This window comes from Verrucomicrobiia bacterium (assembly GCA_036268055.1).
Taxonomy (GTDB): domain Bacteria; phylum Verrucomicrobiota; class Verrucomicrobiia; order Limisphaerales; family Pedosphaeraceae; genus DATAUW01.
Map to the genome: position 1 here is coordinate 1 of DATAUW010000032.1, position 25,490 is coordinate 25,490.

General features: G+C 55.2%; 17 protein-coding genes. 10 read left to right on the forward strand and 7 right to left on the reverse strand.

All coding sequences use genetic code 11. The features are described from left to right. Positions 1-381: 381 nt before the first annotated feature. The 6 genes from VH413_17310 (at position 382) to VH413_17335 (ending at position 6,496) form a co-directional block, all read left to right on the forward strand. Positions 382-1,128, forward strand: coding sequence for a hypothetical protein (locus VH413_17310; GenBank protein ID HEX3800455.1), 747 nt, complete (start codon positions 382-384; stop codon positions 1,126-1,128). 61 nt (positions 1,129-1,189) lie between these two features. After that, a complete protein-coding gene (locus VH413_17315) occupies positions 1,190-1,813 on the forward strand; it encodes a hypothetical protein (protein HEX3800456.1) in 624 nt (207 codons plus the stop codon). Between the two features lie 280 nt (positions 1,814-2,093). Next, entirely contained in the window at positions 2,094-2,795 is a 702-nt protein-coding gene (locus VH413_17320) for a hypothetical protein (GenBank protein ID HEX3800457.1), read from the forward strand. A 291-nt stretch (positions 2,796-3,086) separates the two neighbouring features. Further along, positions 3,087-3,425, forward strand: coding sequence for a P-II family nitrogen regulator (locus tag VH413_17325; GenBank protein ID HEX3800458.1), 339 nt, complete (start codon positions 3,087-3,089; stop codon positions 3,423-3,425). Between the two features lie 500 nt (positions 3,426-3,925). Beyond that, positions 3,926-5,320: a chromosomal replication initiator protein DnaA gene (gene dnaA / locus VH413_17330; protein HEX3800459.1), complete on the forward strand. Its 1,395-nt coding sequence runs from the start codon at positions 3,926-3,928 to the stop codon at positions 5,318-5,320. Positions 5,321-5,497: 177 nt separating this feature from the next. After that, complete coding sequence (locus VH413_17335) at positions 5,498-6,496, forward strand: ATP-binding cassette domain-containing protein (protein ID HEX3800460.1); 999 nt, start codon at positions 5,498-5,500, stop codon at positions 6,494-6,496. Between the two features lie 11 nt (positions 6,497-6,507). Here the strand turns inward: VH413_17335 and VH413_17340 are convergent, their stop codons facing one another. Further along, complete coding sequence (locus tag VH413_17340) at positions 6,508-7,161, reverse strand: tyrosine-protein phosphatase (protein HEX3800461.1); 654 nt, start codon at positions 7,159-7,161, stop codon at positions 6,508-6,510. A gap of 221 nt (positions 7,162-7,382) precedes the next feature. Here VH413_17340 and VH413_17345 point away from each other — a divergent pair, with 221 nt between their 5' ends. Both VH413_17345 and mutL read left to right on the forward strand, forming a co-directional pair. Then, positions 7,383-8,489: an ATP-binding protein gene (locus VH413_17345; GenBank protein HEX3800462.1), complete on the forward strand. Its 1,107-nt coding sequence runs from the start codon at positions 7,383-7,385 to the stop codon at positions 8,487-8,489. After that, positions 8,486-10,462: a DNA mismatch repair endonuclease MutL gene (mutL, locus tag VH413_17350; GenBank protein HEX3800463.1), complete on the forward strand. Its 1,977-nt coding sequence runs from the start codon at positions 8,486-8,488 to the stop codon at positions 10,460-10,462. Before VH413_17345 ends, mutL begins: the two co-directional genes overlap by 4 nt. Before the next feature lie 36 nt (positions 10,463-10,498). On the opposite strand, the gene tig is transcribed toward mutL, so the two are convergent. Beyond that, entirely contained in the window at positions 10,499-11,821 is a 1,323-nt protein-coding gene (gene tig, locus VH413_17355) for a trigger factor (protein ID HEX3800464.1), read from the reverse strand. Between the two features lie 333 nt (positions 11,822-12,154). After that, complete coding sequence (locus tag VH413_17360) at positions 12,155-14,224, reverse strand: S46 family peptidase (protein ID HEX3800465.1); 2,070 nt, start codon at positions 14,222-14,224, stop codon at positions 12,155-12,157. Positions 14,225-14,358: 134 nt separating this feature from the next. On the opposite strand from VH413_17360, the gene VH413_17365 reads away from it, so the two are divergent. Next, entirely contained in the window at positions 14,359-14,610 is a 252-nt protein-coding gene (locus VH413_17365) for a UPF0175 family protein (protein HEX3800466.1), read from the forward strand. A gap of 70 nt (positions 14,611-14,680) precedes the next feature. On the opposite strand, the gene VH413_17370 is transcribed toward VH413_17365, so the two are convergent. The 4 genes from VH413_17370 to VH413_17385 form a co-directional block, all read right to left on the reverse strand. Then, positions 14,681-16,645 carry a threonine--tRNA ligase gene (locus VH413_17370; protein ID HEX3800467.1) on the reverse strand — a complete coding sequence of 655 codons (1,965 nt, stop codon included), beginning with the start codon at positions 16,643-16,645 and terminating at the stop codon, positions 14,681-14,683. Between the two features lie 313 nt (positions 16,646-16,958). Next, on the reverse strand, positions 16,959-18,230 hold the full coding sequence (locus tag VH413_17375; protein HEX3800468.1) for an amidohydrolase family protein: 1,272 nt from the start codon (positions 18,228-18,230) through the stop codon (positions 16,959-16,961). A gap of 280 nt (positions 18,231-18,510) precedes the next feature. Further along, positions 18,511-18,789 carry a hypothetical protein gene (locus VH413_17380; protein ID HEX3800469.1) on the reverse strand — a complete coding sequence of 93 codons (279 nt, stop codon included), beginning with the start codon at positions 18,787-18,789 and terminating at the stop codon, positions 18,511-18,513. A gap of 54 nt (positions 18,790-18,843) precedes the next feature. After that, positions 18,844-21,438, reverse strand: a complete 2,595-nt coding sequence (locus tag VH413_17385) for an amidohydrolase family protein (protein ID HEX3800470.1) — start codon at positions 21,436-21,438, stop codon at positions 18,844-18,846. A 159-nt stretch (positions 21,439-21,597) separates the two neighbouring features. On the opposite strand from VH413_17385, the gene VH413_17390 reads away from it, so the two are divergent. Next, on the forward strand, positions 21,598-25,488 hold the full coding sequence (locus VH413_17390; protein ID HEX3800471.1) for a CotH kinase family protein: 3,891 nt from the start codon (positions 21,598-21,600) through the stop codon (positions 25,486-25,488). Positions 25,489-25,490: the final 2 nt, after the last annotated feature.

The following is a 25,490-nucleotide window of genomic DNA, read 5'->3' on the forward strand; positions in this document are numbered from 1 at the left end:
AGGCAGTCTTGTCCGGCAAGCGACACCTGGGTCAGCAGGTTTTGGAGATAGTATTGCGCGGACCGGAGTCAGACGACGAGGCGATTTCTATTTTCAAGCGAGAACTTCCCAATCTTGTCCATCAGCAATAAGCTTCGCTACGTTACAAAACGACAACAAGAGCAGGTGCGGGAGTCACAAACGAGCGCCCGTTCTGCAAACCTAATTTCTTCGCCCGTAAAGTCACTTTCAACCACGTCATTCTTCCCACTTTGAGGAAAAATTGTCCGACTTCGTAAAACTGGCCAGGAAAGTCCGAAAAGTGGAAGCCAGACATGTCGAACCAAGTGCTATAATGACCGCAAGGACTATTGTGTCCGTTGTCGCGAAGGCAAAATCATTATGTCGTCTCGTCATTTTAAAATCGGGCTGACGGTCCTCGGCCTATGTGCCGGTAGCGCCGCGCATGCGGACACCCAATTAGCCGTTGGCTATGATACCACCTATAATGCCAACCTATCCCTGTCCGGCGCGCCGGGCAACCTCGGCACCGGTAATGACTTTGTTTATTTAACGGCCTTTCAGGCGACTTACCAGGGCGGCGATGCGCTGCCGTTTTCGGGCAATTCATTTTACACTTTCTGCCTGGACGTCGGGCAGGAATTGGTTCCCAACGGGGCGTCCTGGCAGGCAAAACCTCTGCCGGTCGGCGCCAACGGGAATTCGATTCCTTACGTGACGGCCGGATTGCAACGCGCCGCGGGCCTGTACGCCGCGAATGTCGGCAACGTGAACATTTCTACAGCCCAGGGGCAACTCAACGGCGCGGCCTTGCAACTGGCGATCTGGAATGACCTTTATGATGGAGATGCGCAGGTCGAGAGCGGCAACTTCAGCGCCAGCGGCGGCAATGTGGATCAAGTTGTGGCGGCGGCGGATTTACTTTTGCAAAGCGCGGCAAACGTATCCAATCCTAATCTCGACTTTGCTTTTTGGGACGGCAGCAATCCGACCGCCAACCAGGACCTGATCAGCACCGTTGCCATCGCGCCAGAATCAACTTTATATGGCGCGGGCGTTTCCGTAATCGCGCTCTTTGCTTGCGCCGGCTTTTACCTTCGAGAAAACCGCAAGCGGCTTTCAGTCTAATTTTTTTGAACTCACCTCAAAATATTTTCCAATCGTGAAATCGTGGTTGTACTTTTTAATTGTGTATTCCGTATTCGGATTTGGTTTTCATTTGCGGGCCGAGTCCGCCAATGCGAAGCCGGAAACCACCGGACGATCCTCCGGGTTTTCTGAAGTGAATCACACGGCCACGAACCTGCTCGCCGAGGTAGATCGAGAGGAGTATGGCTATCACAAAACCGACGATAGCTCTCGTCCAGACGATACGCTGACTTCGCATGTCAATGATTCTGCGTTTCAAACAGGCTACGTAAACAGTTCCAACCAATTCGCCGCGACCTTTTCTGACGCGGGCGCGGGTGGCGCGGACCCGAAGGCCTTGGCGGCATTAACCTCCATCAGCGGAGGTTTTGACGCCGGCGGCGGCGGCGGCGGCGGTTCGGGCGGCAGCGGCTCCGGGGCGGGAGGGACCCTCACTTTTCACAGCCCGCCGCCGGGTGGTGGTTCAGGCAATGGAACCGGGCCAATCCTTACCTTTAATGGCCCCGGCGGAGATGGCGGTGGAACTGTTGCTTCCGGTGGTGGAGACGGGGTAGATAGCGTGCATCCGGGTTTTGCGCCAGAATCACCGGCCTTCGCGGTGGTGTCTTCGATCTGCGCCTGCACGGCATTGTGGGTCTGCCGCCGAAAACGCGCACACGATTGAAATTTTGTTACAGTTGCGCTACGACACCTTAATCAGACTTTTGCCGGCGATCTCTGTCCGGTGATAACCAGCGATTTGCTGGCACTTCCCTCCGGTGACGGCCCCGCCGCGAAGTTCCTAAAAATGTGTGTACAAGTCCTGAAACTTAAAGCTCATCCTCCGATTGATGCATTAACCTCGCTAAGTAAGTGAAAGCGCGGATTACCATCGGTGCCTAAACAACAACCAATCAAACAACCATTCAGGAGGAAAAATGACATCGGGGCGGAAAAATATTCTTTTGGTAATCGTGGCCGCGGGGAGCATGGCGGCAGTTTCAACCCACGCGGCGACACAGTTGGGCATCAACTATGACACCGCTTACACCGGCTTCGTGAGCGTCACCGGCGGCGCGGGCGCTCTCGGCACCCCGGGCGGTGAGGATGTTTACTTGACCGCGTTTCAGGCGACCTATCAGAGCGGAGATTCCTTGCCCTTTCCAACCACCAATCCGTTCTACACGTTCTGTGTGGACATCATGCCAACGCTGGTTTCTCCCGGATCATGGCAGGCGTCGAATTTTCCGCTGGGCAACAATGGAAATTCGCTCCAATACGTGCCGGGCGGAATTCAAACTGCGGCAAACTTGTATAACACTTACGTCAGTTTGGTGGATATTTCGACCCCCCAAGGCCAGCTCAACGGCGCGGCCTTGCAAGTTGCGATTTGGTCGGCGCTCTACGGCCCCGCTTTTAGCGTGACGGGCGAGGACCCAAATGTAGCGGCGATCACGGCGCAAATGCTAGGCGGTCCGGCGAATTTCCCGAACCCCGCCCTCACTTCCACCTTTTGGAACGCCGTGGATCCATTGGAAAATCAGGACCTGATCGGGCCGCAGATGAACACGGCTTTTGCGCCTGAACCCGCCTCGTACGCCGCCGCGGTTTCCTCATGCGCGCTGATGAGCCTTTGGGGTGTCAGCAAGAATCGCCGCAAAAAATAATCTGCCAATCGCGAAACAGGACAACTTGGCATTGATTGGCATCACGACGTATTTAGGCTGTATTTATTGAATGAAAGAGCATTAAAAATTTTTGGGTCAGGTTGGACAGTTGGAACATAAAATCATGGGCTTGGGTGGCCCATGATTTTTTTTGCCTTTGATTCACTCCGCAAATCCCTAGCCGATGCCTTGTTGCAAGCAAAATTTTTTTCCCCGTCGCGCGAAAAAAAATATTCCTGTTTACACGCGTCCATCGCTTGTTAGTATTTCCCTCCGCACAGCGGGAATGACATGAAAAAAATTGAGGCCATCATCAAACCTTTCAAGCTCGAAGACGTTAAGGAAGCCTTGTCGGAAATCGGCGTCGAAGGCATGACGGTTTCCGAAGTCAAAGGTTTTGGCCGTCAAAAAGGCCACACGGAGATTTATCGCGGGAGCGAATACACCGTGGATTTTCTGCCCAAGATCAAATTGGAAGTCGTTTTGGCCGATGGCCAGGTCACCACCGCGGTGGATGCCATCGTCAAAGCCGCCAAGACCGGCAAAATTGGCGACGGCAAAGTATTTGTCAGCCCCATTGAAAACGCCATTCGCATCCGCACTGAAGAAGTGGGTGAGCAGGCGGTTTAAGTTGTAACCTTCCGCAAGGACGCGGGACGGCAGGGATCAAAGACTGATCAAATGATATAAACACGCATGCGCGGTTTTTTTCGCGCGGCGATAATTTGAAAGAACAGAAAATAGTGTCGGCGCCCGAGGATCGGGGCGCCATTTTTTGTCGGAAAAATGTGAAAGAAATGCTTGATTTCATTCAATGAAATCCAGTTGTGAATAACTCGTGAACAAGAGTTAATATGTTGTCCTAGTCACGGCGGGGTGTTTGGACTAAAAACAATCACCTCAGTTAAATTCGCAAATCGCAGGTTAGAAATTGTCCCCGGGTAAAATAGACGCGGGTAAATGCTGGCAACATAAGTTTCTGCTGCATAGTTAGTTGCGGTTCATTTTAAATTGCTGAAATATTATGATTATGAAGTCAGCCAATCATTTCAAAATTCGAGACGCCCGCGCCGCCGCGCTCATAACTGCAAATCTGTGTTACACCCTCGTTACAAGCCAAGGTGAATAAAATGCCCGCAAACGGCCCCGCCGGGCCATTATTGATGCAAGCTTCCGCCGAAAAGATTTGGACTGCGGCCCAGCAGCAATTACGGGGCATGTTGAGCCCGGATACCTTCAATCTTTGGTTCGCTCCGCTTCGCGCGCACGCTCTTGAAGGCGATAATATTTTCCTCGAAGTCGCCAACGATTTTTGCGAAGTCTGGCTCAAGGATAATTACATGGGGTTGCTTCAGGATGTGCTCACCCGCGCCGCCGGCCAGCCCACGCTCGTGAAATTCAAAGTCGTCACGGCGAATACACTCACCAATCCCGCGACGGTTGCCATTGCCACTGCGAAAGCCGCCAAGCCTCTCGAACCCACTTCCGAAAAGCCCGCCGGCGAAATCGGCTTCAACCCCAAAAATACTTTCGAATCCTTCGTGGTCGGCAATAATAATAATTTTGCCCATGCCGCCGCGCTCGCGGTCGCCCAGGCTCCCGGCAAATCCTACAACCCGCTTTTCCTCTATGGCGGAGTCGGGCTTGGCAAAACCCATTTGCTTCACGCCATCGGCCAGCATGTCGGCGCGAGCAAAAAAGGCGCGCGCGTCGCCTATGTTTCGTCCGAGAAATTCACGAACGAATACATTGACGCCATTCAAAACAACCAGCTCGTGCGTTTCCGCAAGCGTTATCGCCAGACGGAAGTGCTGTTGATTGACGACATCCAGTTTCTCGCCGGCAAGGAGCGCATTCAGGAGGAATTTTTCCATACCTTCAACGCCCTGCACGAATCCCACAAACAAATCGTGCTCACTTGCGACCGTCCCGCGAGCGAAATCCAGAATCTCGAGCAACGCCTCGTGTCGCGCTTTGAATGGGGTTTGGTCACCGACCTCCAGCCGCCAGACATCGAAACCCGCGTCGCCATTCTCCGCAAAAAGGCCAAATCCATGGGCGCGGAGTTGCCCGAGGAAATAATCAATTTCCTCGCCCAACGCATCCGCGCCAACATCCGCCGCATGGAAGGCGCATTGATCCGCGTGGCGTCCTACGCTTCGCTGACCGGCCGCAAACTGACCATCGAAGTCGTCGAAGGTTTGCTGCGCGAAGTGTTGCATGAGGAAGGCCGCTGCTCCGTCAACATCGAGGTCATCCAAAAACGCGTGGCCGAACATTTTGACATCCGCCTTGCCGACATGACCAGCAAGCGCCGACCGGAGAACATTGCGTTCCCGCGCCAGATCGCCATGTTCCTGTCCCGCCAGATGACCGAAAGCTCGCTCAACACCATCGGCGAAGCTTTTGGCGGACGCGACCACGGCACGGTTCTTCATGCTTGCCGCCTAGTCAAAGACCGCATGGAAGTGGATCCCTCCGTTCGCCAGGTCGTTTGCTATTTGGAAAAACAGTTGTTACGCTAGAGGCGCTCGGCAAAAGCCGGGTTCCCATGAACAACGGAAATCCAAATACGGCTTTGAGGAGATCGCTTGTCACTCCTGACGCACTGATCCAATCGAGAATGCCCACATCCGCGATTCTTTCATTCCGCACTCCACACTCCACACTCCGCACTCAATCTCCTCGTGGAACACTCCCCCATCATTAAGGTACAGGGCCTCACCAAAGCCTTCCGCACCTACAAGAAGCAGCCCGGTTTTCGTGGCGCGGTTCGCGGGCTTTTCCACCGCAAATACGAACAGACGCTTGCGGTCAAGGACGTGAATTTCTCGGTTGAACCCGGCGAACTGGTTGGTTTCCTTGGTCCCAATGGCGCGGGCAAAACCACCACGCTCAAAATGCTCGCCGGACTGTTGCATCCCACCAGCGGCAGCGCCAGTGTGCTCGGTTACACTCCTTGGGAACGGCACGACGGTTATCGCCGCCAGTTTGCCTTGCTGCTTGGCCAGAAAAATCAGTTGTGGTGGGACTTGCCCGCGCGCGAATCGCTGGACCTCAACGCGAAAATTTACGGCATTCCCCGCGACACCTTCAATCGCATCGTCGGCGATATGACCACGCTTTTGGGCGTGACGGACAAGCTCAACGTCATGGTGCGCGAATTGTCCCTGGGCGAACGCATGAAGATGGAACTCATCGCTGCGCTGCTGCATCAGCCGAAAGTTTTGCTCCTCGACGAACCGACCATCGGTCTGGATGTCATTTCACAAAAGACCGTCCGCGAGTTTTTGCGCGAATACAATGCCCGCCAGAAGACCACCATCCTGCTCACGAGTCATTACATGGCGGACATCCAGGAACTTTGCCGCCGCGTCATCATCATTGATCATGGCGCGATTTATTTCGACGGCAGTCTCGCTGAAATCATTGATCGTTTCGCCGATTTCAAGATCATCACCATTCAATGTTCGGGCGATCAAACCACACAGCCCGCCGCCAACCTTGCCCGTTATGGCGAAGTCATCGAACAAACTTCTGGCGCCATTAAGCTCAAGGTAAAACGCGACCGCGTGATTGCCGCGTGCAAAGGATTGCTCGATGAGTTACCAGTGAGTGATATTGACATCGAAGAAGTGCCGATCGAAGACGTCATCCGCCAGATATTTGCTCGCGAACCCGAAAGCGCGCCCGCCAAATAATTCGTAGAAGATTACCGCCCCTCAATTCCGTCGGGCGCCGCGACTGCCACCGCAATATTCGCTTTCAGCGTGCCGCCCTGCACGTGACCGCTGACGAAACGCCAGAACGACCGGTCCATGGCAATCGTGTCCCGCCAGAACAAATACGGCACATGTCCGCGAAAAAGACTTAATTCTCCCGCCGCCGTATCCGCCGATTTTCCTTCAACGGAATACAGATATAACGCTCCCACCAACCCCGTCCGGTCCGACCCACTCTTGCAATGGATCAAAATCGGTTTGGGCGCGTGCGACATCGTCTCCAAAATCTGCTCCATCTCCGTGTCTTTCAACTCATGGCCGGCCAGCAGCGAAAAATCAATATGCTGGACACCCAGTTCCTGCGAGAGATTCGTCTCCGCATTATACCAAAGCCCCTTCGTGCCCTCGGCGGGCCCGCGCAAATTCAAGATCGTCTTGATGCCATGCTCCTGCACGATTTGGCGCAGGTTGTCCACATCCATTTGCCCGGAGCGATAGACTTTGCCGAGTGATACCACGTGAAAATTGCTTTGCCAAAGCAGGTGCAGCACGAAGATGCTCACTACGATCAAACCAGCCGCCACCGCCAGCAGGAAGCGCACTCCATAGAACCGCATCCAGCCTTTGGAATTAGCCGCCGGCATTGGCGAAATTTCGATGTTCGATTGCGTGGACATTAGTACGTCATTACTGCGCCGGTCTTCCTGAATATTTCACATTAACCTCTCAACCTCGGCTGCATCCGTCCATTACAAAATGCGTTAAACCGTGTCAGAATAACCCTGACAATAACAGCGGCATTTCGCCGGACATAATTAAATGTTTTTCATTTCTTTGGTTCCTTTTGTGCCTTAAAATTCCTCTCATGGTTACGCTTGAATCCTGCGAGCTGTTTCGGCGGATGACTCCCGCGGAGTTGCGCCTGTTGCAGGAATCCGCTCAAGAAAAGAAATTTTCCAAGGATCAGGAAATCTTCAAGGAAGGCGATACTGGCGACGGGGTTTATCTTGTCAAGGAAGGCGCCGTGCAAATTTCCGGGCTGGTCGGCAAGAATGTCCGCCATGTTTTTTCCATGCTCAAACCCGGAGAAATCTTCGGCGAGATGGCTGTCCTGGAAAACAAGCCCCGCTCCGCCAGCGCGGTCGCTGCCGCGGCGGACACGACCGTGTTTTTCATCCCGCGCGATGCCATGTTGCGCCTCGTCGAGATTTCGCCACAACTTTCGCTCGAGTTGCTGCGCGAAATTAGCCATCGCCTGCGTGAGTTCAATCGCCAATACATCCAGGAAGTTCTCCAGACCGAGCGCCTCGCGCTGGTGGGCCGTTTCGCGCGTTCCATCGTTCATGATCTCAAAAATCCGCTGAACATCATCAGCATCACCGCCGAGATGGCCGGCATGGAAAAAAGCACGCCCGAATTGCGGCGCCTTTCCAAGCTGCGCATCATGAAGCAGGTGGACCGCATCAGTGAACTCGTCAACGAAATCCTCGAGTTCACCCAGGGTTCGCAAGTCACTTTCGTTCCCGCGCCGATGGATTACAGTGTCTTCGTGCAACAACTCATTGACGAGATCCGGCCCGAGATTGATCTCAAGTCCGCCACGATCGAATTTGAAAATCAGCCGCCTTCGGTGAAGATGCTATTGAACCCAAAACGCCTGCGCCGTGTCTTTTACAATTTAATGCACAATGCCACCGATGCCATGACCGGGGACGGCAAAATCATTTTGCGTTTTTCCATCAAGGACAATGAAGTCGTCACGGAGATCGAAGACACTGGCCCGGGTATCGCGCCCGAAATCGCCGACCGCCTTTTCGATGCATTCGCCACGTTCGGCAAGGCGCACGGCACGGGGTTGGGATTGTCCATCTGCAAAAAAATTGTTGAAGACCATCACGGGCGAATCTTCGCGCGCAACGAGCCGGGACGCGGCGCGGTGTTTTTCTTCACATTGCCGATCCATCAAAATTGACCGGCCCAGCTTTCGCCGTATCGCATCGCATGAATCGCATCCGCCTCCTGCCGGAACAAGTCGCCAACCAGATCGCCGCTGGCGAAGTGGTCGAGCGGCCTGCCAGTGTGGTCAAGGAATTGGTCGAGAATGCGCTCGACGCGCGCGCGACGCGCATCACCGTAGAAATCCAAGCCGGCGGCCGTAGCCTCATCCGCGTTACCGATGATGGCTTCGGCATGAGCCGCGACGACGCTCTTCTTTGCCTTGAACGCCATGCCACCAGCAAAATTCAGCGGGCGGAAGACCTGAGCGCCGTGGCTACGATGGGCTTTCGCGGCGAAGCCTTGCCGAGCATCGCCAGTGTGAGCCGTTTCGTCCTTACCACGCGCGAGCGCGAAGACGGTTTGCCGGAAGCCACGCAAATCGTCATCAATGGCGGAAAAATTCTCGAAGTAAAAGCCGCCGGCAGCGCGCCAGGCACGAGCATCGAAGTGCGCCAGCTCTTTTTCAATTTGCCCGCGCGCCGAAAATTTTTACGCAGCGAAGAAACCGAGTTCGCGCACGTCCAGCATTATCTTGTGCTCGCCGCGCTTGCGTATCCCGAAGTCGCCTTCACGCTTTTGAAGGACACCCGGCTCGTGTGGCAACTGCCCGCCGCTAATTTCGGCGCCGATGCCGCGTCCCGTCTCGCCGCTCTCCGCGAACGCATGCGGGCGGTTCATGGCGGCGAACAAAAACTTTTGGCGGTGGATTACTCAGTCGAACTCAGCGAGTCGAACATTTCGGAAGACATTGAGTCCGGCGTTTCCGTTTTGCAGGAACCGACGTCCTCGACTTTTCGGATATGGGGTTTTATCGGCGCACCCGGCGTTTCCCGTTCGACGCGTGAAGATCAGCATCTTTTTGTCAATCGCCGCCCGGTCGAAAATCGCGGCCTGAATTTTGCGTTGCTCGAAGGTTATCACACTGCCTTGATGAAAGGCCGCTTTCCCGTTTGCTGCCTGTTTATCGAGATCAATCCTGCTTCGGTGGACGTCAACATCCACCCCGCCAAGCGCGAAATAAAATTTCATCAGGAAGCGCAGGTGCGGCGTCTCATGGCCCAGGCCGTGCGCGAAACCCTGCTGCGTTTTCACGGCACAAACACGCGCGCGGAAATTTCATCTCCCGTTTCCGCGCCAAAAAGTCCCGCGCCCGCCATCGAACCCGATTTGCCGGAGCCAGCTTTCTCATTTCCGCCGATGCCGCGACTCACACCCGTTACGCCATCGCTCGCACCACCCACACAGACATCTTCCGCATGGCCAGCGCGCCCACCGGGGGAAACCAAATCGCCCACGCCGGTTTTTCCGCCTGCGACTATTCCGTCCGCACCACCGCCATCCGCGGCAAGTATTCCGCTGCTCAATGTTCCTTTACGTTTGGTCGGTGTGATCGGACGGCTCTATGTCGTGCTCGAATCGGATCGCGGCCTCGTGCTGCTGGATCAGCACGCCGCGCATGAAAGAATTTTATTCGAGCAAATGCTCAGCCGCCTTGAGCAAAAAGGTTTGGCAGATTCGCAAAAATTATTGCTGCCTGAGACGGTGGAACTGTCTGTGCGTGACGCCCATTTTCTTCGCGAACAACTTCCCACACTCGGGCGCCTCGGCGTTGGCTTGAGCGAATTTGGTGAGCGCACGTTTCTCCTTGATGCGCTGCCGCCATTTGTGAAAGTCCCCGATGCCCGCCGCTTCGTACTCGAACTCGTGGACGAACTCAAATCCGCCGGGCAGGAAGTCAACAGTTTGCGCCTCGGTGAACATACGATTGCCAAAACCGTTTGCCGCCACGCCGTCAAGGCGAACGACCCACTCGCCGGTCCCGAATTGCAAAATCTCGTCGAGGACTTGCGCCGCTGCACCATGCCTTACACCTGCCCGCATGGCCGCCCCACGCTGATCGAAATGAACTACCGCGAACTCGAGAAAAAATTTGGCCGCACCCAATAGGATGCGGCCAAGGCGAATTTGAATTTTGCGAATTAATTAAGCGGGCTTCGGCGCTTCGACGGTCACGTCTTCAATCTTCGCGTTCTGTTCGAGCAGCGCGAGCGTCTTTTCATTGGACACCTGGTCGTAGATTTCCACTACGCCATTGCGCTTCTGCAAATCCTTGATGAATTTGTCCGGCGGAATCTGATACATCTGCGCAAGCTGCTGGATGCGCGCAAGCACTTCCTCCTGCGAAACCTTGATGCCTTCCTTCTCGGCAATTTTCTGCAACAGGAAGCTTGTCTTCACCCGGCTCTTCGCGCTGTCCGCGGCGGCGGAATAGATTTCTTCTTTCTTCCCTTCGATCAATTCCGTGGGCACACCGCGCTTTTGATTTTCCTGGACGATGTTATAGACCACGTTGCGGGTTTCCTGCGACACCGCCGTTTCCGGCAAATCAAACGTCACACTGCCGAGCAACTGTTCGATCACCTGATTGCGCACGCTGCGGCTCTTCTTGAAATTTAATTCGTTCTCGAGGTCCGTGCGCACACCGGCAAGCAATTTCTCCACACTCTCCGCGCCGTAGGATTTCGCAAACGCCTCGTCCAATGTCGGCAAAACTTTTTCTTTCACCTCAACCAGTTCGACTTCATAAACGCCTTTCTTGCCGGCCAGTTGGGGCGTCACAAAATCCGCCGGGAATTCCACATTCACCGTGCGCTTGTCGCCCGCCTTCGCGCCGATGACTTGCGCGGCAAAACCAGGAATGAAACTGGTGCCGTCGAGATTGACCCAGAAATTCTGTTGCTCAGTGAGACCCTTCGCCGTGGGCGCGATGTCGGTGACCGGCTTGCCTTCGCAAGTGCCGGTGTAATTCACCACCGCAATATCCGTCGCCTCGGCGGCGCGCTCCGCGGTCTTATAATCCGCCTGCCGCTCGCGCAGCATGTTCACCGCGCGTTCCACGTCGGCATCGGTGACGGTCGTGTTCTCGCGCTTCACGGCGAGGCCTTTGTATTCCGGCAGTTGAAAGTCGGGCGCGGTTTCGATGGTGGCGGCGAATTGCAACGTCTGGCCGCGGCCAAACTGGATTTCCTCGATGTCGGGATAGCCAACGACGTCGAGCTTCTGTTCATCCACCGCCTTGCGGTAAGACTCGGGGATGAGCTTCTTTTTCACTTCATCCTGGATGTCTTTTTCGTAGCGCTTGGCGACCATGTCCTTGGGCGCTTTCCCCGGGCGGAAACCCGGCAGCGCGGCATCGCGCTGGAAATTCTTGATCATGGATTCAAACGCGGCATCCACGTCCTTGGACTCCACCTCCACGCGCATCAATTTTTTGCACGGGGCCAAATTTTCAACTGTCACGTTCACAAGCAAACCTTTCCGTTAAAATTAACCAAGTCATCGCGGCCCGACTTTTCGCCATCGAGCGAGCCCGAAAGCCTACGCAACGTGTCCGGGTGCGTCAAGTGCGAGCGTGGGATTATGAGGAGGCACTTTTTTTACCGCGGAGACACGGAGGCGCGGAGAAAAAGCAAAACTTATTAGCCGCAGATGGAACACGGACTTAAACACTGATTTAGATATTTTTATTAATTCGATCCGTGTTTAATCCGTGTTCCATCTGTGGCTAAAAATTCCTTCTCCAATGGCCGTCCGCAAGGACCTCCGCGCCTCCGCGTCTCCGCGGTTAAAAATGGCCTTTCATTTTGCATGTCCTGTGGCCAATTCATTTGCCAGCGATTTCGCGCCATAGACTTGCTTCAACGCGGCGACGATTGCGGCGGAGTCCACCGAAGTCGCGCGGCCTTGCCGGTCGCTGAACGCATAATCCCACGGCAGACTTTGCAGGTTGCCGTCGAAGATAATCCCGACGAATTCGCCCGTGCGGTTCACCACCGGACTGCCGGAGTTACCGCCGATGATATCGTCAGTGCTGACAAAATTGAACGGCGTCTTCAGATCGAGTTGGCCACGATGCTTTTGCCAGGATGGCATAAGGTTAAAGGGTGGACGTTCTTTCATCATCGCCGCACGGTCATAAAGTCCGGCAAACGTGGTGAACGCGGGAATAGGACGGCGATCCTCTTCGTAACCTTTTACCGTGCCGAAGGCGAGGCGCAGGGTGAAGGTCGCATCGGGATAACCGGCGGTGCCAAGAATGGCGTTGCGTGCGCGGGCGATGGCGGCATACGCCTCCTGTTTGATTTCGTCCTGTTCATCGGCCACTTTTCGCATTGCGCGCGCTTCGGGATCAATGAGCCGCGCAAGTTCAATCATCGGATCATTCGCGGCAGTCACGGCGGCGGCGCCTCCGGCGTAAAGTTTTTTGCGAAAGGCCACATCGCGGACCTTGGTGTCATTGATCAATTCAACCGCCCGCTCGTGCGGCGATTTGCCCGCGAGAACTTTTTTGACCGTCGGATCCTTGCCGCCAAACTCCGTGGCGAAACGCGTCAGCGAATCCGACAAAAGCAAAATTTCCAAATCAGTGTAAATCGGTTTTTCAGAAAACAGCGACAACTCGAGCGATACCTTTCCCGAGTCGGAAAATTCGCGAAGGCGTTCGCCGTTCGGCTTGGGAAATTCGTCACTCGCGCGGAGCAGTTGGCTGGCGATGCCAAAACTTTGGCAGCGGAAAGCGCCCGCGCGTTCCAACATCGTGTACCGATGCGATTGCGCCGCCAACGCCCTGGTGGCATCGGCGATTTTATCATACGCCGCCAGCGCATCGGCAAATTCAGGTTTGCCGGCGAGCTTGGATTTGAACTCCTGCTCGTCTTTGAGCTTCTTCCCGATCAATTCGGGATCGAGCAAGCCCGCGAGGCGTCCGTCGAGCGCCTTCCGGCTGTTTTGAAGGCCAAACAGAACTCCGCGCGCGCGCCGGGCATTTTCATCGCTGCGCACACTCCAAGTTCCGACGAGAACTTCGAGCCCTTTCAACGTGGAAAGTTGATACGGCAACCCTTGGTCGCGCAATTCCTCCAGCGCCGCCACCGTCAACAGGCGGCTCGTATGTCCCGGATGGCCGGAGACAAAAACGAGATCACCATCCGCAGGGCCGGTCGCGGAGAATTTTAGATAGTTCGTTATCTTCGCAGGTTGGCCGTTTTCATAAGTGCGAAAAAGGCAGATGTCCAAATCGTAACGGGGAAATTCAAAATTATCCGGGTCGCCGCCGAAGAAGGCAGTTTGTTGTTCGGGCGCAAAAACGAGGCGGACATCCGTGTAGCGTTTGTAGCGGTAGAGATGATACGCGCCGCCTTGCCAGAGCGTTACGACATCCGAGCGCAGACCTGTGGCATCCAGCGATTCCTTTTCGATTTCCGCGATAACTTTGCGGCGCGCGCGAAAAGCCTGTTCGGCGCTCGCGTCTTTCGATACGGCGGCATTGACCTGCGGCGTAACATCCTGGATGGATTGCAACACATTCAGTTCGAGATCGAGGCAACGGATTTCCTCGGCCTGCGTGCGTGCATAAAAACCGTCGTGCACATAATTCGTTTTTTCGTTGCTGAGCTTTTGCAACGCATCGGAGCCGACGTGATGGTTGGAAATCAGCAATCCATCCGCGCTGACGAAACTGCCCGAACCGCCGGAGTTAAAGCGCACGGAAGATTTTTGCAAATGGTCGAGCCAGACGTCGGAGGGATCAAATTGATAACGCTCGTGGAGAAGTTCGCGCGGCGGTGCATTGAAAAGCCACATGCCTTCATCAGCGCGAACGGACATCACAGCGGCGGTAAGGGACAACGCGAGCAGTAAAACTTTCATCGCGCAAGAATAGAAGAAAGCAACGCGGCGGGCGAATAGAAATTATACGTAGCATCAGTACCTGGGTGCGGTGAGACAGCGATTGGTAGGTGAGAGCGTTTGACGTTGGAACCGGCACAGAGTAACCTTTGTCTATGACCGAGGTGATGATGCAACTGCCGGAAACGGTATCGCTGGCTCTTAAAGTGCCAAATGAGGCATTGGGCAAGGAGCTTCTTTTTGCGGCGGCGGTCAAACTTTTTGAGCTGGGCAGACTTTCATCTGGCGCGGCTGCGGAATTGGCGGGTGTGCCGAAGCCGCTTTTTCTCTCCAAGCTTTCCGAATACGGAGTTTCTACTTTTGACCTGAAGAAGGAAGAATTACGGCGGGAGATGGCTTTGGCTTGACGTGAAATCTCTAAATACGAAAGCCGCTCTTGAGCCAAGAGCGGCTTTTGCGATATGAAGTTTTATCGGCTTACGCCCGACGTTCTTTGATGCTGGCGATTATATCCGCGATGACTTCGGCCTTTGGCTTCGCGCCGAGGTTGCCTTTGCCGTGGAGACGCACGCTCACGTTGTTGGCGTCCATGTCGCGGCCGCCGATCACGAGCATGGTGTGAACCTTGGCGTGTTCCGCTTCGGAGATTTTTGCCTTGATGGGGTTTGTGCTGTAATCGCCTTCGGCGCGCACAAGATTCGCGCGCAACTCGGCCACGATTTTTTTTGCGTAATCCACCAGCGGCGCTTCGTCACCGAGCGTGAGCACGCGCACCTGTTCCGGCGCGAGCCACAACGGAAAATTCCCCGCGTAATGTTCAATGAGAAATCCGATGAACCGCTCGTGTGTGCCCAGCGGCGCGCGATGGATGCACAACGGCGTTTTCTCGGTGTTGTCCTTGTCGCGATAGGTGAGGCCGAAACGCGCGGGCACGGCGAAGTCCACCTGATTGGTCGCGAGCGTGAATTCGCGGCCGATGACGCTCCAGACCTGCACATCAATCTTCGGGCCGTAGAACGCACCTTCATTGGCCACTTCAACGTAATTGATTTTGGAATCAATCAATACCTGGCGCACCATGTCCTCAGTCTTTTTCCAAAGCTCAGGTTCGTTGACGTATTTTTTGCCGAGGCCTTCCTTGCCGTGGGTGCTGAACCGCATCTGATATTTCTCGATGCCGAAGATCTTGAAATATTTGAGATACATTTCGTTCACGGCATTGAACTCCTGCGCGAATTGTTCCTCGGTGCAATAGATATGCGCGTCGTTCATGTTGAGCGTGCGGACACGCATGAGGCCGAACAATTCTCCCGACTGCTCGTAACGATAACAAGTCCCATACTCCGCGAGGCGCAAGGGCAACTCGCGATAACTGCGCGGTTCCGCCGCAAAAATACGGTGGTGATGCGGGCAGTTCATGGCTTTGAGGTAGTAGCGGTCGAATGGCGTTTCCTCTTCGTCAGCATACTCTTTGGCCATCGAATAGAGATTAGTTAATGTTCCCTCAGACACGGGGCCTTTCGCGAATAATTTCAAAAGTTCACTAACAGTGATCGATTGGTTATTCTTACCTTCACGAAGTTCCATCGGCGGAAACATACTCTCCGCGTAATAAGGCAAATGTCCTGAAGTGATGTACATCTTCTCACGCGCGAGATGCGGAGTCTTCACCCGCACATAACCGGCGGCGAATTCAGTTTCCTTCGCGAGCTTCTCGAGTTCTTCCAGAATCGCGGTGCCTTTTGGCAACCAGAGCGGCATGCCGGGGCCGACGTATTCGGTGTCCATCGCGAACAAGCCCATCTCGTGGCCGATCTTGCGATGGTCGCGGCCCTTGGCTTCTTCGAGCATGGTGAAGTAGGCGTCCATCTCGGTCTTGTTCTTGAACGCGGTTCCGTAAATGCGCTGAAGCTGCGGATTTTTTTCATCGCCTTTATAATAGGCGCTCGCGACGTGCGTGAGCTTGAACGCGCCGATGTTGCCGGTGCGCATGACGTGTGGGCCGGCGCACAGATCGAGGAAATCGCCGTTCTTGTAATACGAAATCGGCTCGTTCTCCGGAATATTCTGCACGATGTCCAATTTGAATTTGCTCGGTGTGCCGCGTTCGCCCAGCGATGCCAGGCGTCCGCTCTTTGCATCGGCCAGCGCCTGTTCGCGAGTCACCACGACTTTTTCGAAGACATTGTTCGCCTTCGTTTCCTTTTTCATCTCGGCTTCGATCTGCGCGAAATCCTCCGGCGAAATGCGATGTCCAAGCTCGACGTCGTAATAAAAACCGTTTTCGACGGGCGGCCCAGCGGCGAATTGGGCGTCAGGCCAGATGCGCAGGATGGCCGTGGCGAGAACGTGCGCGCAGGAATGGCGGATGCGCTCGAGGTCGGTCATTTTGTTGCGATCGTCGAGAGATTTGCGTTCGGGATTTTGTTGTTCGTCGGGCATAAATTAAAAACGCCCCGAGGGAAAATCGAGGCGTTGGCGTTCACGTTATTGACGTGAACGCTAGAAAGTCGTCGTTGTGTTGCGGCCCAGTGCCATGGTTGCAAGATAGCTGCTTGGATGGGCGTTGGCAATTCAAAAACGTATTTGAACCGCGTTGCGGAGAAAACAAAAATTCTAGCCACGGATGGAACACGGACTGAACACTGACTGGGAAATTTTTTTTGGTTCAAACTGTGTTTCATTACCACTCCTTCTCTCATTGGCCGTCCGCAAGGACCTCCGCGCCTCCGCGTCTCCGCGGTTCAAGCTCAGCTTACTTCGGCAGCGGGCGGTTCTTGTATTTTTCGTAGAGGCGGGTGTGGCGGGTTTCGAGGCTGATTTCCTGGCCGGCGATCCAGAGGTGTTTCACGTTGGCGCGGAGGTCGAGGATACTGCCGTCGCAGACGAACAGGGTGGCTTCCTTGCCGGGTTCGATCGAGCCGAGGCGGTCTGCGACGCGAAGGATTTGCGCGGGATAAAGGGTGAGACCTTTGAGCGCTTCGTCTTCGGGCAGACCGAACGCGACGGCTTGCGCGGCCAAGTAGGGAAGATTTTTTGCCATCGGAGCATTGAAGCTGGCCGAGCCCATGCCGAACGCGACTTTCACGCCTGCGTGATGCAGCACTTCCGCTGCTTTGAAATTCACATCGTAAGCATCCTGGTCGTGCGCCGGTTGATCGAAGACGCTTTCGAGAATCACCGGCACTTTTTGGGTGGCCAATTCGTCTCCGACGCGGCAGGCGTCCGCGCCGCCGACGATCACGATTTTATAATCGTTCGTCTTCGCCCAACGCAGCGCGGCCTTGATCTGGCGAAGGTCATCGGCGTGGACCATGATGGGAATTTGGCCGCGCACGACCGGCAGCATCGCTTCCCACGGCGGATTGACGCCCGGATCCGCGCCACCGGATTTGGCGAGGGCATCGCGACCGGCGGCATAAGCGCGGGCATTGAGAAAAAATTCGGCGAGCGATTTTAATTTCTCTTCGCGTTCATGCGCCTGATCGTCGAGGGATTTGAATTTCTTTGGGTCCTTGAATTTTTCCTTGGGCGTGGTGTCGAGTCCCATACCTGGCCAATAAACATGCAACGCCACCGGTTGTTTGACTTCCATCTGCTCGATGGTCCAGCCGCTGAGTTGGAGCAAGCCGGACAAGCCCGCGACCACGCCGCCCTTGGGCGCGGGCTCGATGTGGGTGATGCCGTTGACGCGCGTGACGGGGATGATTTCCGAATCGGGATTCACCGCGATCCACGACTGGACGTCGGACGTGAATTCGCCGACCTCGGTGTTGTCTTGCGTCGCGCGAATGGCCTCGATCTCACTCAACCCGACGGCGCTGTTCAATGCGATCATGCCGGGATAAACATGCTGGCCATTCAAGTTGATAATCTTGTCGGCCTTCGGCGGTTGATCGGTGGCGATTCCGACGGATTGAATTTTATCACCGGCTATCATGACCTGGCCGTTGGTGATGGTTTCACCGGAAATGGTGTGGATGATGCCGTTTTGCAGGAGGAGGGTTTCGGCAAAACCAATGGACACGAACAGAATATTTATGGAGAGGAAAAATAAAATGGCGAGACCGTGGAGGAAGAGCCGCTGACCGAATGGCGTCTGCGATTCGCCTCTGTGCGGACCGCGGGTCTGTGATCCGCAGCAATGCGCAAATAATATTGCCGCATTGGGCTGCGTCGAAAGTGGCACGCTTGACGTGTGTTGCTGCAGGTCATAGACCCGCGGTCCGGTCGGAAGGAAAGGCTTTGGTAAATTGTGCTGGCCTGCTGGCATCAGCTTCCCACTCACTGGATGAAATGAAATTTCTTTATTCATCGTCTTCATCCAGGCAATGACGGTCGCGGCCGTCGTAGAGATGTTCCAGTGAGCGGCGGAAGAAAGAATTTTTGCCGGAAGCATCTTCGGCTTCGCCATCGCCGGAATCGTCATCGGCAAGTTTCTTTGCCTTGGCGATCAGGGCGTCGCGTTCCTTGGCAAGCGCGGCGGCACGCGCGGGTGCGAGGGCGATGTCGAAATATTTTTTGCCTTCGATCCAGGTTTGCTGGCAAACCGTTGCCGAGTCCAGCGGCGTTTTTGACCAGATCACGAAATCACCATCCTTGCCGGGCTCAAGCGAACCGACGCGATTATCTATGCGGAGTTATTGCGCCGGGTTGAGCGTGATGAATTTCAGCGCTTCGATTTCCGGTGTGCCGCCGAACTTCACGGCCTTGGCGGCTTCGAGATTAAGATGACGCGCGAGTTCGGAGGAGTCAGAATTAAACGAGACATTCACGCCGCGATCGTGCATGAGGCTGCCGTTGTAAGGGATGGCGTCATACACTTCAAACTTGTAAGCCCACCAATCGGAAAAAGTCGAACCGCCCGCGCCGTGTTTTGCGATTTCGTCGGCGACTTTATAGCCTTCGAGCACGTGTTGGAATGTCCCGATCTTCACGCCAAAACTTTCCATGAGCCGCATGAGCATGATGATCTCGTCCTGGCGATACGAATGGCAATGGATGAGTCGCGTGCCCGAAATAATTTCACCGATGGCTTCCAGTTCGAGATCGCGGCGCGGCGGCACACCGCCGGTTTTTTTTAAATCCTCCCACGCCTTGAGATATTGTTGCGCAGCGGTGAAACGGTTCGCATAAAAAGTGCGCACGCCCATGCGCGTCTGCGGAAAACGCGTGACGTATTTTTCGCCCCAGTTGGATTGTTTCACGTTTTCGCCGAGCGCGAATTTAATGCTACCAGGCGCGCCGGTGATTTTCAGTCCTTCGGGAGATTCGCCATCGCGCAACTTGATCGGGCAATTTTGGCCGCCGATGGGATTGGCCGAACCGTGAAGCAAATGCGCGACAGTGACACCGCCGGCGAGTTGTTCATAAATATTTTCCGATTCGGAATTCACGACGTCGCCGATGCGCACCATCGCGGACGAGGGCAGGGTGGCTTCGTTGACATCGCCGAGAATCATGCTGTGACTGTGGCAATCAATGATGCCGGGCGTGATGCTCAGGCCGGTGCCGTCAATGACCAGCGTGTTCGAGCCGAGCTTGGCTTCAAAATTACCAACCATTTGAATCTTGCCATCGGAGACCAACAGTTGCGCATTCGTCAATACGCCTTGGGGGCCACAAGTCCAAATGGTCGCATTGCGAATGAGCACGGCGGGGGGCGACGCGAGCACGCCGCGGCCTTCGAGCGGAGGGCGGGCGGCGCGTTTTTCCAATGCCTTGCGCTCGGCAAGTTTCGTTTCCTTTTCCGTTTTTTCATCGTCGTCGGACTTCGACGATTTCTTTTTTTCAGCAGCGATTTTTTTATCGTCCGCTTTCTCTTTCGATTTTTTGCCAGAGCCGTCTTTGCTTTTTTCTTTGTCCTTATCCTTATCGTCACTGGGTAGTGCGTAAAAACGGCCGTCAATCCAGACCGATTGAATTTTGGCGTCGGTATCAAAATAATTCGTGCCGGAAACGATGGTGAGATTCGCGCGCTTGCCGGGCTCGATGGTGCCGAGAAGATTATCCACGCCGCAAAGTTTGGCGGGCACGGTGGTGAGGGCGGCGATGGCGTTGGATTCCGTCAGGCCGCGATCAATCGCCAGCAGCAAGTTTTTGTGGAAATCCTTTTTGTCGTCGAGGCCGAAGGTCGTGAGCGCGAGCGTGAGCCCCTGGTTTTGCAAAACAGCAGGATTTTCCGGCGCCCAATCCCAGGCGCGCAATTCATCGAGCGTGACCTGTTCCCAGTCATCATCATCCGGCAGTTTTTGGATCACCGGATAATTCAGTGGCACGATAAACGCCGCGCCGGTGGCTTTTGCGAGATCGGGACGACGCCATTCCTGCCCGCTGGAGACGAGATAAAAATTCAAATCGAGTTCGCGCGCGACTCGCGCGGCGCGGTCTTCCATCAAGGCGTCCTGCGGTTCGAACACCACGGGAATTTTTCTCTCAATGGTGGGCGCGAGCGCTTCGAGGCCGAGATTGTAGGCGGGGCGATCGCGTCCGGCGGGGTGTTTCAAATAATCCGCCTGATCGAGCGCGTAATGTTGCGCGTCGAAAAAAGTTTGGCGCACCACGGCGACCGTGCCCATCAGCGACGCGGGATAAACATCACTCTTGGCATGTTGGGTATCGAACGCGACGTGTTGAAAAACGTCCGGCTTAATGATCGCGCGATTCGGTTCGACGTCGGACAATGCAACGAACGCGCTCGTGCCGCGAATGATTCCCTTGTCCGGCACGATGTTCGCGGAGGTGAAACCCAGCGCGCGCAAATCGGCGAGCGCCTTCGGGTCCGGCGAAAATGTCTGCGCGGCGCAGCGTTCGGGCGTGACCATCGCGACTTCGTAGCCGGGGCCGGTGATGGCGGTGGCATCGGTTTCCTGTTTGCTGACGCCGAAAAACTTGATGCCGCCGCCGGTTAATTCGAGTTCGTCCGATTTGGATTTATCATCGTCATCCTTTCCACCGAGCGTGAGGTACGGGTCAATGAACCCGGCGTAAATCGTCAGGCCTTTCAAGTCCCACACGCGCGCATCCGGCGGCACGGCGGCATTGGTCGCGACGGTTTGGATGAAGCCATCGCGGATGATGACGGTGGCGTTGGAAATGGTTTCGCCGGGGCGGATGACGACTTGCGCGCCGACAAGCGCATGCACACGCGGAGGAATGGGCGCAAAGCCCGGCGGCAAAATTTCCGTAGTCGCCGCGCGCAGGGAGGCGGTCACGAGGAGAGACAGTCCGGCCAAAATGTAGCGCTGTAATTGGGCGAACCTGATCATCGGCGCGGCGAGTATGCCAAGGTTAAGGCTGGGTTCAAGACGGCTTTTGTGACGGAAAAATGACAAACGCATTAAATATTGTTAATTTTCAGAAACTGTGTATATTAGCGCCTTTACTAGGAAGATATGAAATATTTGTGTGTGGTGTTGTTCTTGGGGGCACAGCTTTTTGCGGCTCGGGCTTCGTCATTAATTACCACCAATTCTTTTTGGAAGTACTTTAAGGGGCATTCCGAGGCGTCCACTCCCGATACGACCGCGTGGCGAAGCGCGAGCTTCAATGACAGCGCGTGGACGACCAGCCAGGCGCCGTTTTATTACGAGAACGAGCCCACAAGTTCCACGGCTTACTACGGCAACACCGACCTGACGGACATGGATAGCCATTACACCTGCATTTTCATGCGCCAGAAATTTGTCGTCAGCAATCTCACGCAAATCCGCCAGCTAAAACTGAACGCGCTGAGTGATGACGGATTCATCGCGTGGGTCAACGGGACCGAAGTCGCCCGTTTCAACATGCCCAAGGGCAATGTGGCTTATAACGGCCTGGCTTCCCCCGCTTTGACGGAACCTGTCCCGCCGCAAAACGACGTGCTGACCAATTTTCAGCAATACTTGGTTACCGGGACTAATGTGATTGCCATCCAGGCTTTCAACTGCGCTCTCTCGACCAGCAGTGATTTTCTGATCCAGGCGGGGTTGAGCACGGTTACCGACGCGTCGTGGACCAACATCGGCATCTCAGAGTTCATGGCGACGAATAAAAATACCGTGACGGACGAGGATGGCGACGCCTCACCGTGGATCGAGATTTTCAATCCCACGGCGAATCAAATCAGCATCAATGGCTGGTCACTCACGACCGATACCAATAATCCCCGCCAATGGGTTTTTCCAAACATAGCGATTAACAGCGGTGATTTCATCGTGGTGTTCGCCTCGGGCAAGAACCGCACGTACAACCTGGCGGAATTGCATACGAATTTCCGTTTGCCACTTAGCAATGGTTATCTCGCGCTGGTGAATAATCAAAACACCGTGATTTCCGCGTTCACGAATTATCCGGCGCAGACCGAGGATGTTTCTTACGGACGCGATTCAATTTCACCCAATCAGGTGGGTTATTTCGCAACGCCCACGCCCGATAATGCGAATACCCTGGGCGGTCCGGGCGCGGCGCCGGACGTGACCTTCTCGCGCGCGGGCGGGACATTCCTGAGCGCATTTAATCTGCAACTCACCACGGTATCCAACGCCGTCATTTATTACACGCTTGACGGCAGCGCGCCCAATGAAGATGCGTTGATTTACACGGCGCCAATCGCCATCAGCGGTTCTACGCAGGTTCGCGCGCGCACCTTCCTGCCGGGCGTCCTGCCCGGCGCGGTGCAAAGCCAGACGTTTCTGTTGCTCGATTCGAGTTTGGTTCATACCAATTCCAACCTGCCCGCCGTCGTCCTCTACAATTTTGGCGCGGGTGCGGTTCCGGTGGATGATTATCAGTTCATGAATCTCGCCATTTATGAACCGGTGAACGGCGTGGTGAATCTGACCAATGCACCGACACTGGATGTCCGTTCGGGGATTCATCTGCACGGCTCCAGCACATTGAATTTTCCGAAGAATGCCTTCGCGGTGGATTTTTGGGATGACTTGAATGACGACAATAATCTTTCGCCCCTGGGATTGCCGGCGGAATCGGATTGGATTCTCTATGCACCGGATTATTACGAACCGGTATTGATGCACAATCCGCTCATCTATCAGCTTAGCAATGACGCCGGCCGTTACGCGTCGCGCACGAAATTTGTCGAAGTCTATATCAACACTTCCGGGGGCCCGCTCACCGCCGCCAATTATAACGGCATCTATGTGCTTGAGGAAAAAATCAAGTGGGGTGAAAACCGGGTCAATATCAAGAAAACCCGTTCGGTGGATGAACTGCACCCGCTGGACAACACCACCAACGTCAGCGGTGGTTACATGATGAAGATTGACCGACTTGGACCGGGCGAAACCGGATTTTTGGGTGCTGACCAGACGATTGTCTATAACTATCCGAACGAGGCAGACATCAAGACGCCCCAACGCGCACCGCAGGCGGAGTATTTGCAGACATTCATGAATGGCTTCAGCAACGCGTTATTTGGCGTCAACTATACCGACCCCACGAACGGATACCGCGCGTATGTGGATACCGCCGCGTGGATTGATTCGCACATCCTCAACGTCGCCGCGTTCAACGTGGATGCCTTGCGGCTGAGCGGATATTTTTACAAGGATCGCGACGGGATTTTGCAATACGGTCCCATTTGGGATTTCGACCGTTCGCAAGGCTCGGCGGACGGGCGTGACTTCAACCCGCGCATCTGGCGCGCCGACACGCAAGACGAAGGCACAGACTTTTTCAACATTCTCTGGTGGGGCACGATGTTCACCGACATTGATTTCTGGCAGCAGTGGATTGATCGTTATCAGGAATTGCGGCAGGGCGCGCTTTCGACGAACCACATTTTTGCGACCATTGATATGTTCGCGAATCAAGTGGCGCAGCAAGAGCCGCGCGAGGCGGCGCGGTGGCCGGGCTTCACTTCGCCGCGCTCCGGGACGGCCACGACGGATAACTACAGTTATACTTTTCCGGGCACGTACCAAGGCGAAGTAGTTTTTCTCAAAAAATGGTACAGCGACCGGTTGAATTTCATGGATACGAACTTCCTGGCGAAGCCCGTGTTCAGTAACAACACCGGCGCGTTTCTGACGAACGGCACGCTGGCCATCGCCGCGCCAAATCCCGGGACGATTTATTACACCACCGACGGCACCGACCCGCGCCTTTCGGGTGGCGGGATTTCCGCGAGCGCGAAGATTTACTCCGGAGCCATCGCCTTGACGCCCGGCGTCCTGATCACCGCGCGCGTTTACAATCTGGCGCATCACAATCTCACCGGCGCAAATAATCCGCCGCTCAGCAGCCCGTGGTCGGGGCCGGCGGCTTCGAGCTTTGTACTGGCCGACGTGCCGGTTATTACTCAAAGCCCGGCGAACCTTGACGCCTACCTTGGTCAGTCGCCGGTGTTCACGGTGACCGCGACCGGTTCACCCGCGCCGAATTATCAATGGTATTTTAATGGCGCGCCCATGGTTGGGCAGACGAATGCCCAACTGCCGCTTTCGCTGACCCAGTCGAATCAGGCGGGCGTTTATTCGGTGCTGGTGACCAATATTGTCGGGACCAACAGCGCGTCCTTCGTGCTGAATATCACGCCGAAGCCGAACCTGGTGATCACCGAAGCGGAGTCAAGCGAAGCCAAGGGTCCGGACAACATCACGAGCGACTGGTGGGAGTTGAGCAATCTCGGCAACTTTCCGGTGAATCTGCAAGGCTACCGTTTTGACGATGACCATGATTCGTTCAGCGACGCGTTCACCATCACGAATCCTGTGACCATCGCCCCCGGAGAATCCATTGTGCTGGTGGAGCAACTGACGCCGGAACAATTCCGAGCGTGGTGGGGCGAGACGAATCTTCCGGCCAATCTGCAAATCATCACTTATCCGAGCATCGGGTTCAGTTCGGACGGTGATTCCATTTATCTTTGGAACGCGGCGGCGGCAACGGAAGCAGACGTGCTTACCAACGTCATTTTCGGCTCGGCGACGAAAGGAGTTTCGTTCGGCTATAATTTCGCGACGGGAGTTTTCGGCGCGTTGAGCGTGAAAGGGCAGGGCGGCGCATTTGCCTCGGTGATGAACAGTGACATTGGTTCGCCGGGCACGATCATCACGCCGCTGGACCAATCGCCCGGTGAGTACACAGAACCGAATGGATTTGGTTTCAAGTTCAACACGCAATCAGGCTTGAATTATCGCGTGATGTACAAGGATTCCCTGGATTCCACCAACTGGGAAGTGCTGACAAACTTCAACGGCTCCGGGACGGCATACACGCTGAGCGACCTTTCAGCCGCCACGAATCATGCGCGATACTATCGCGTTGTCGTGGCGCCGTAACA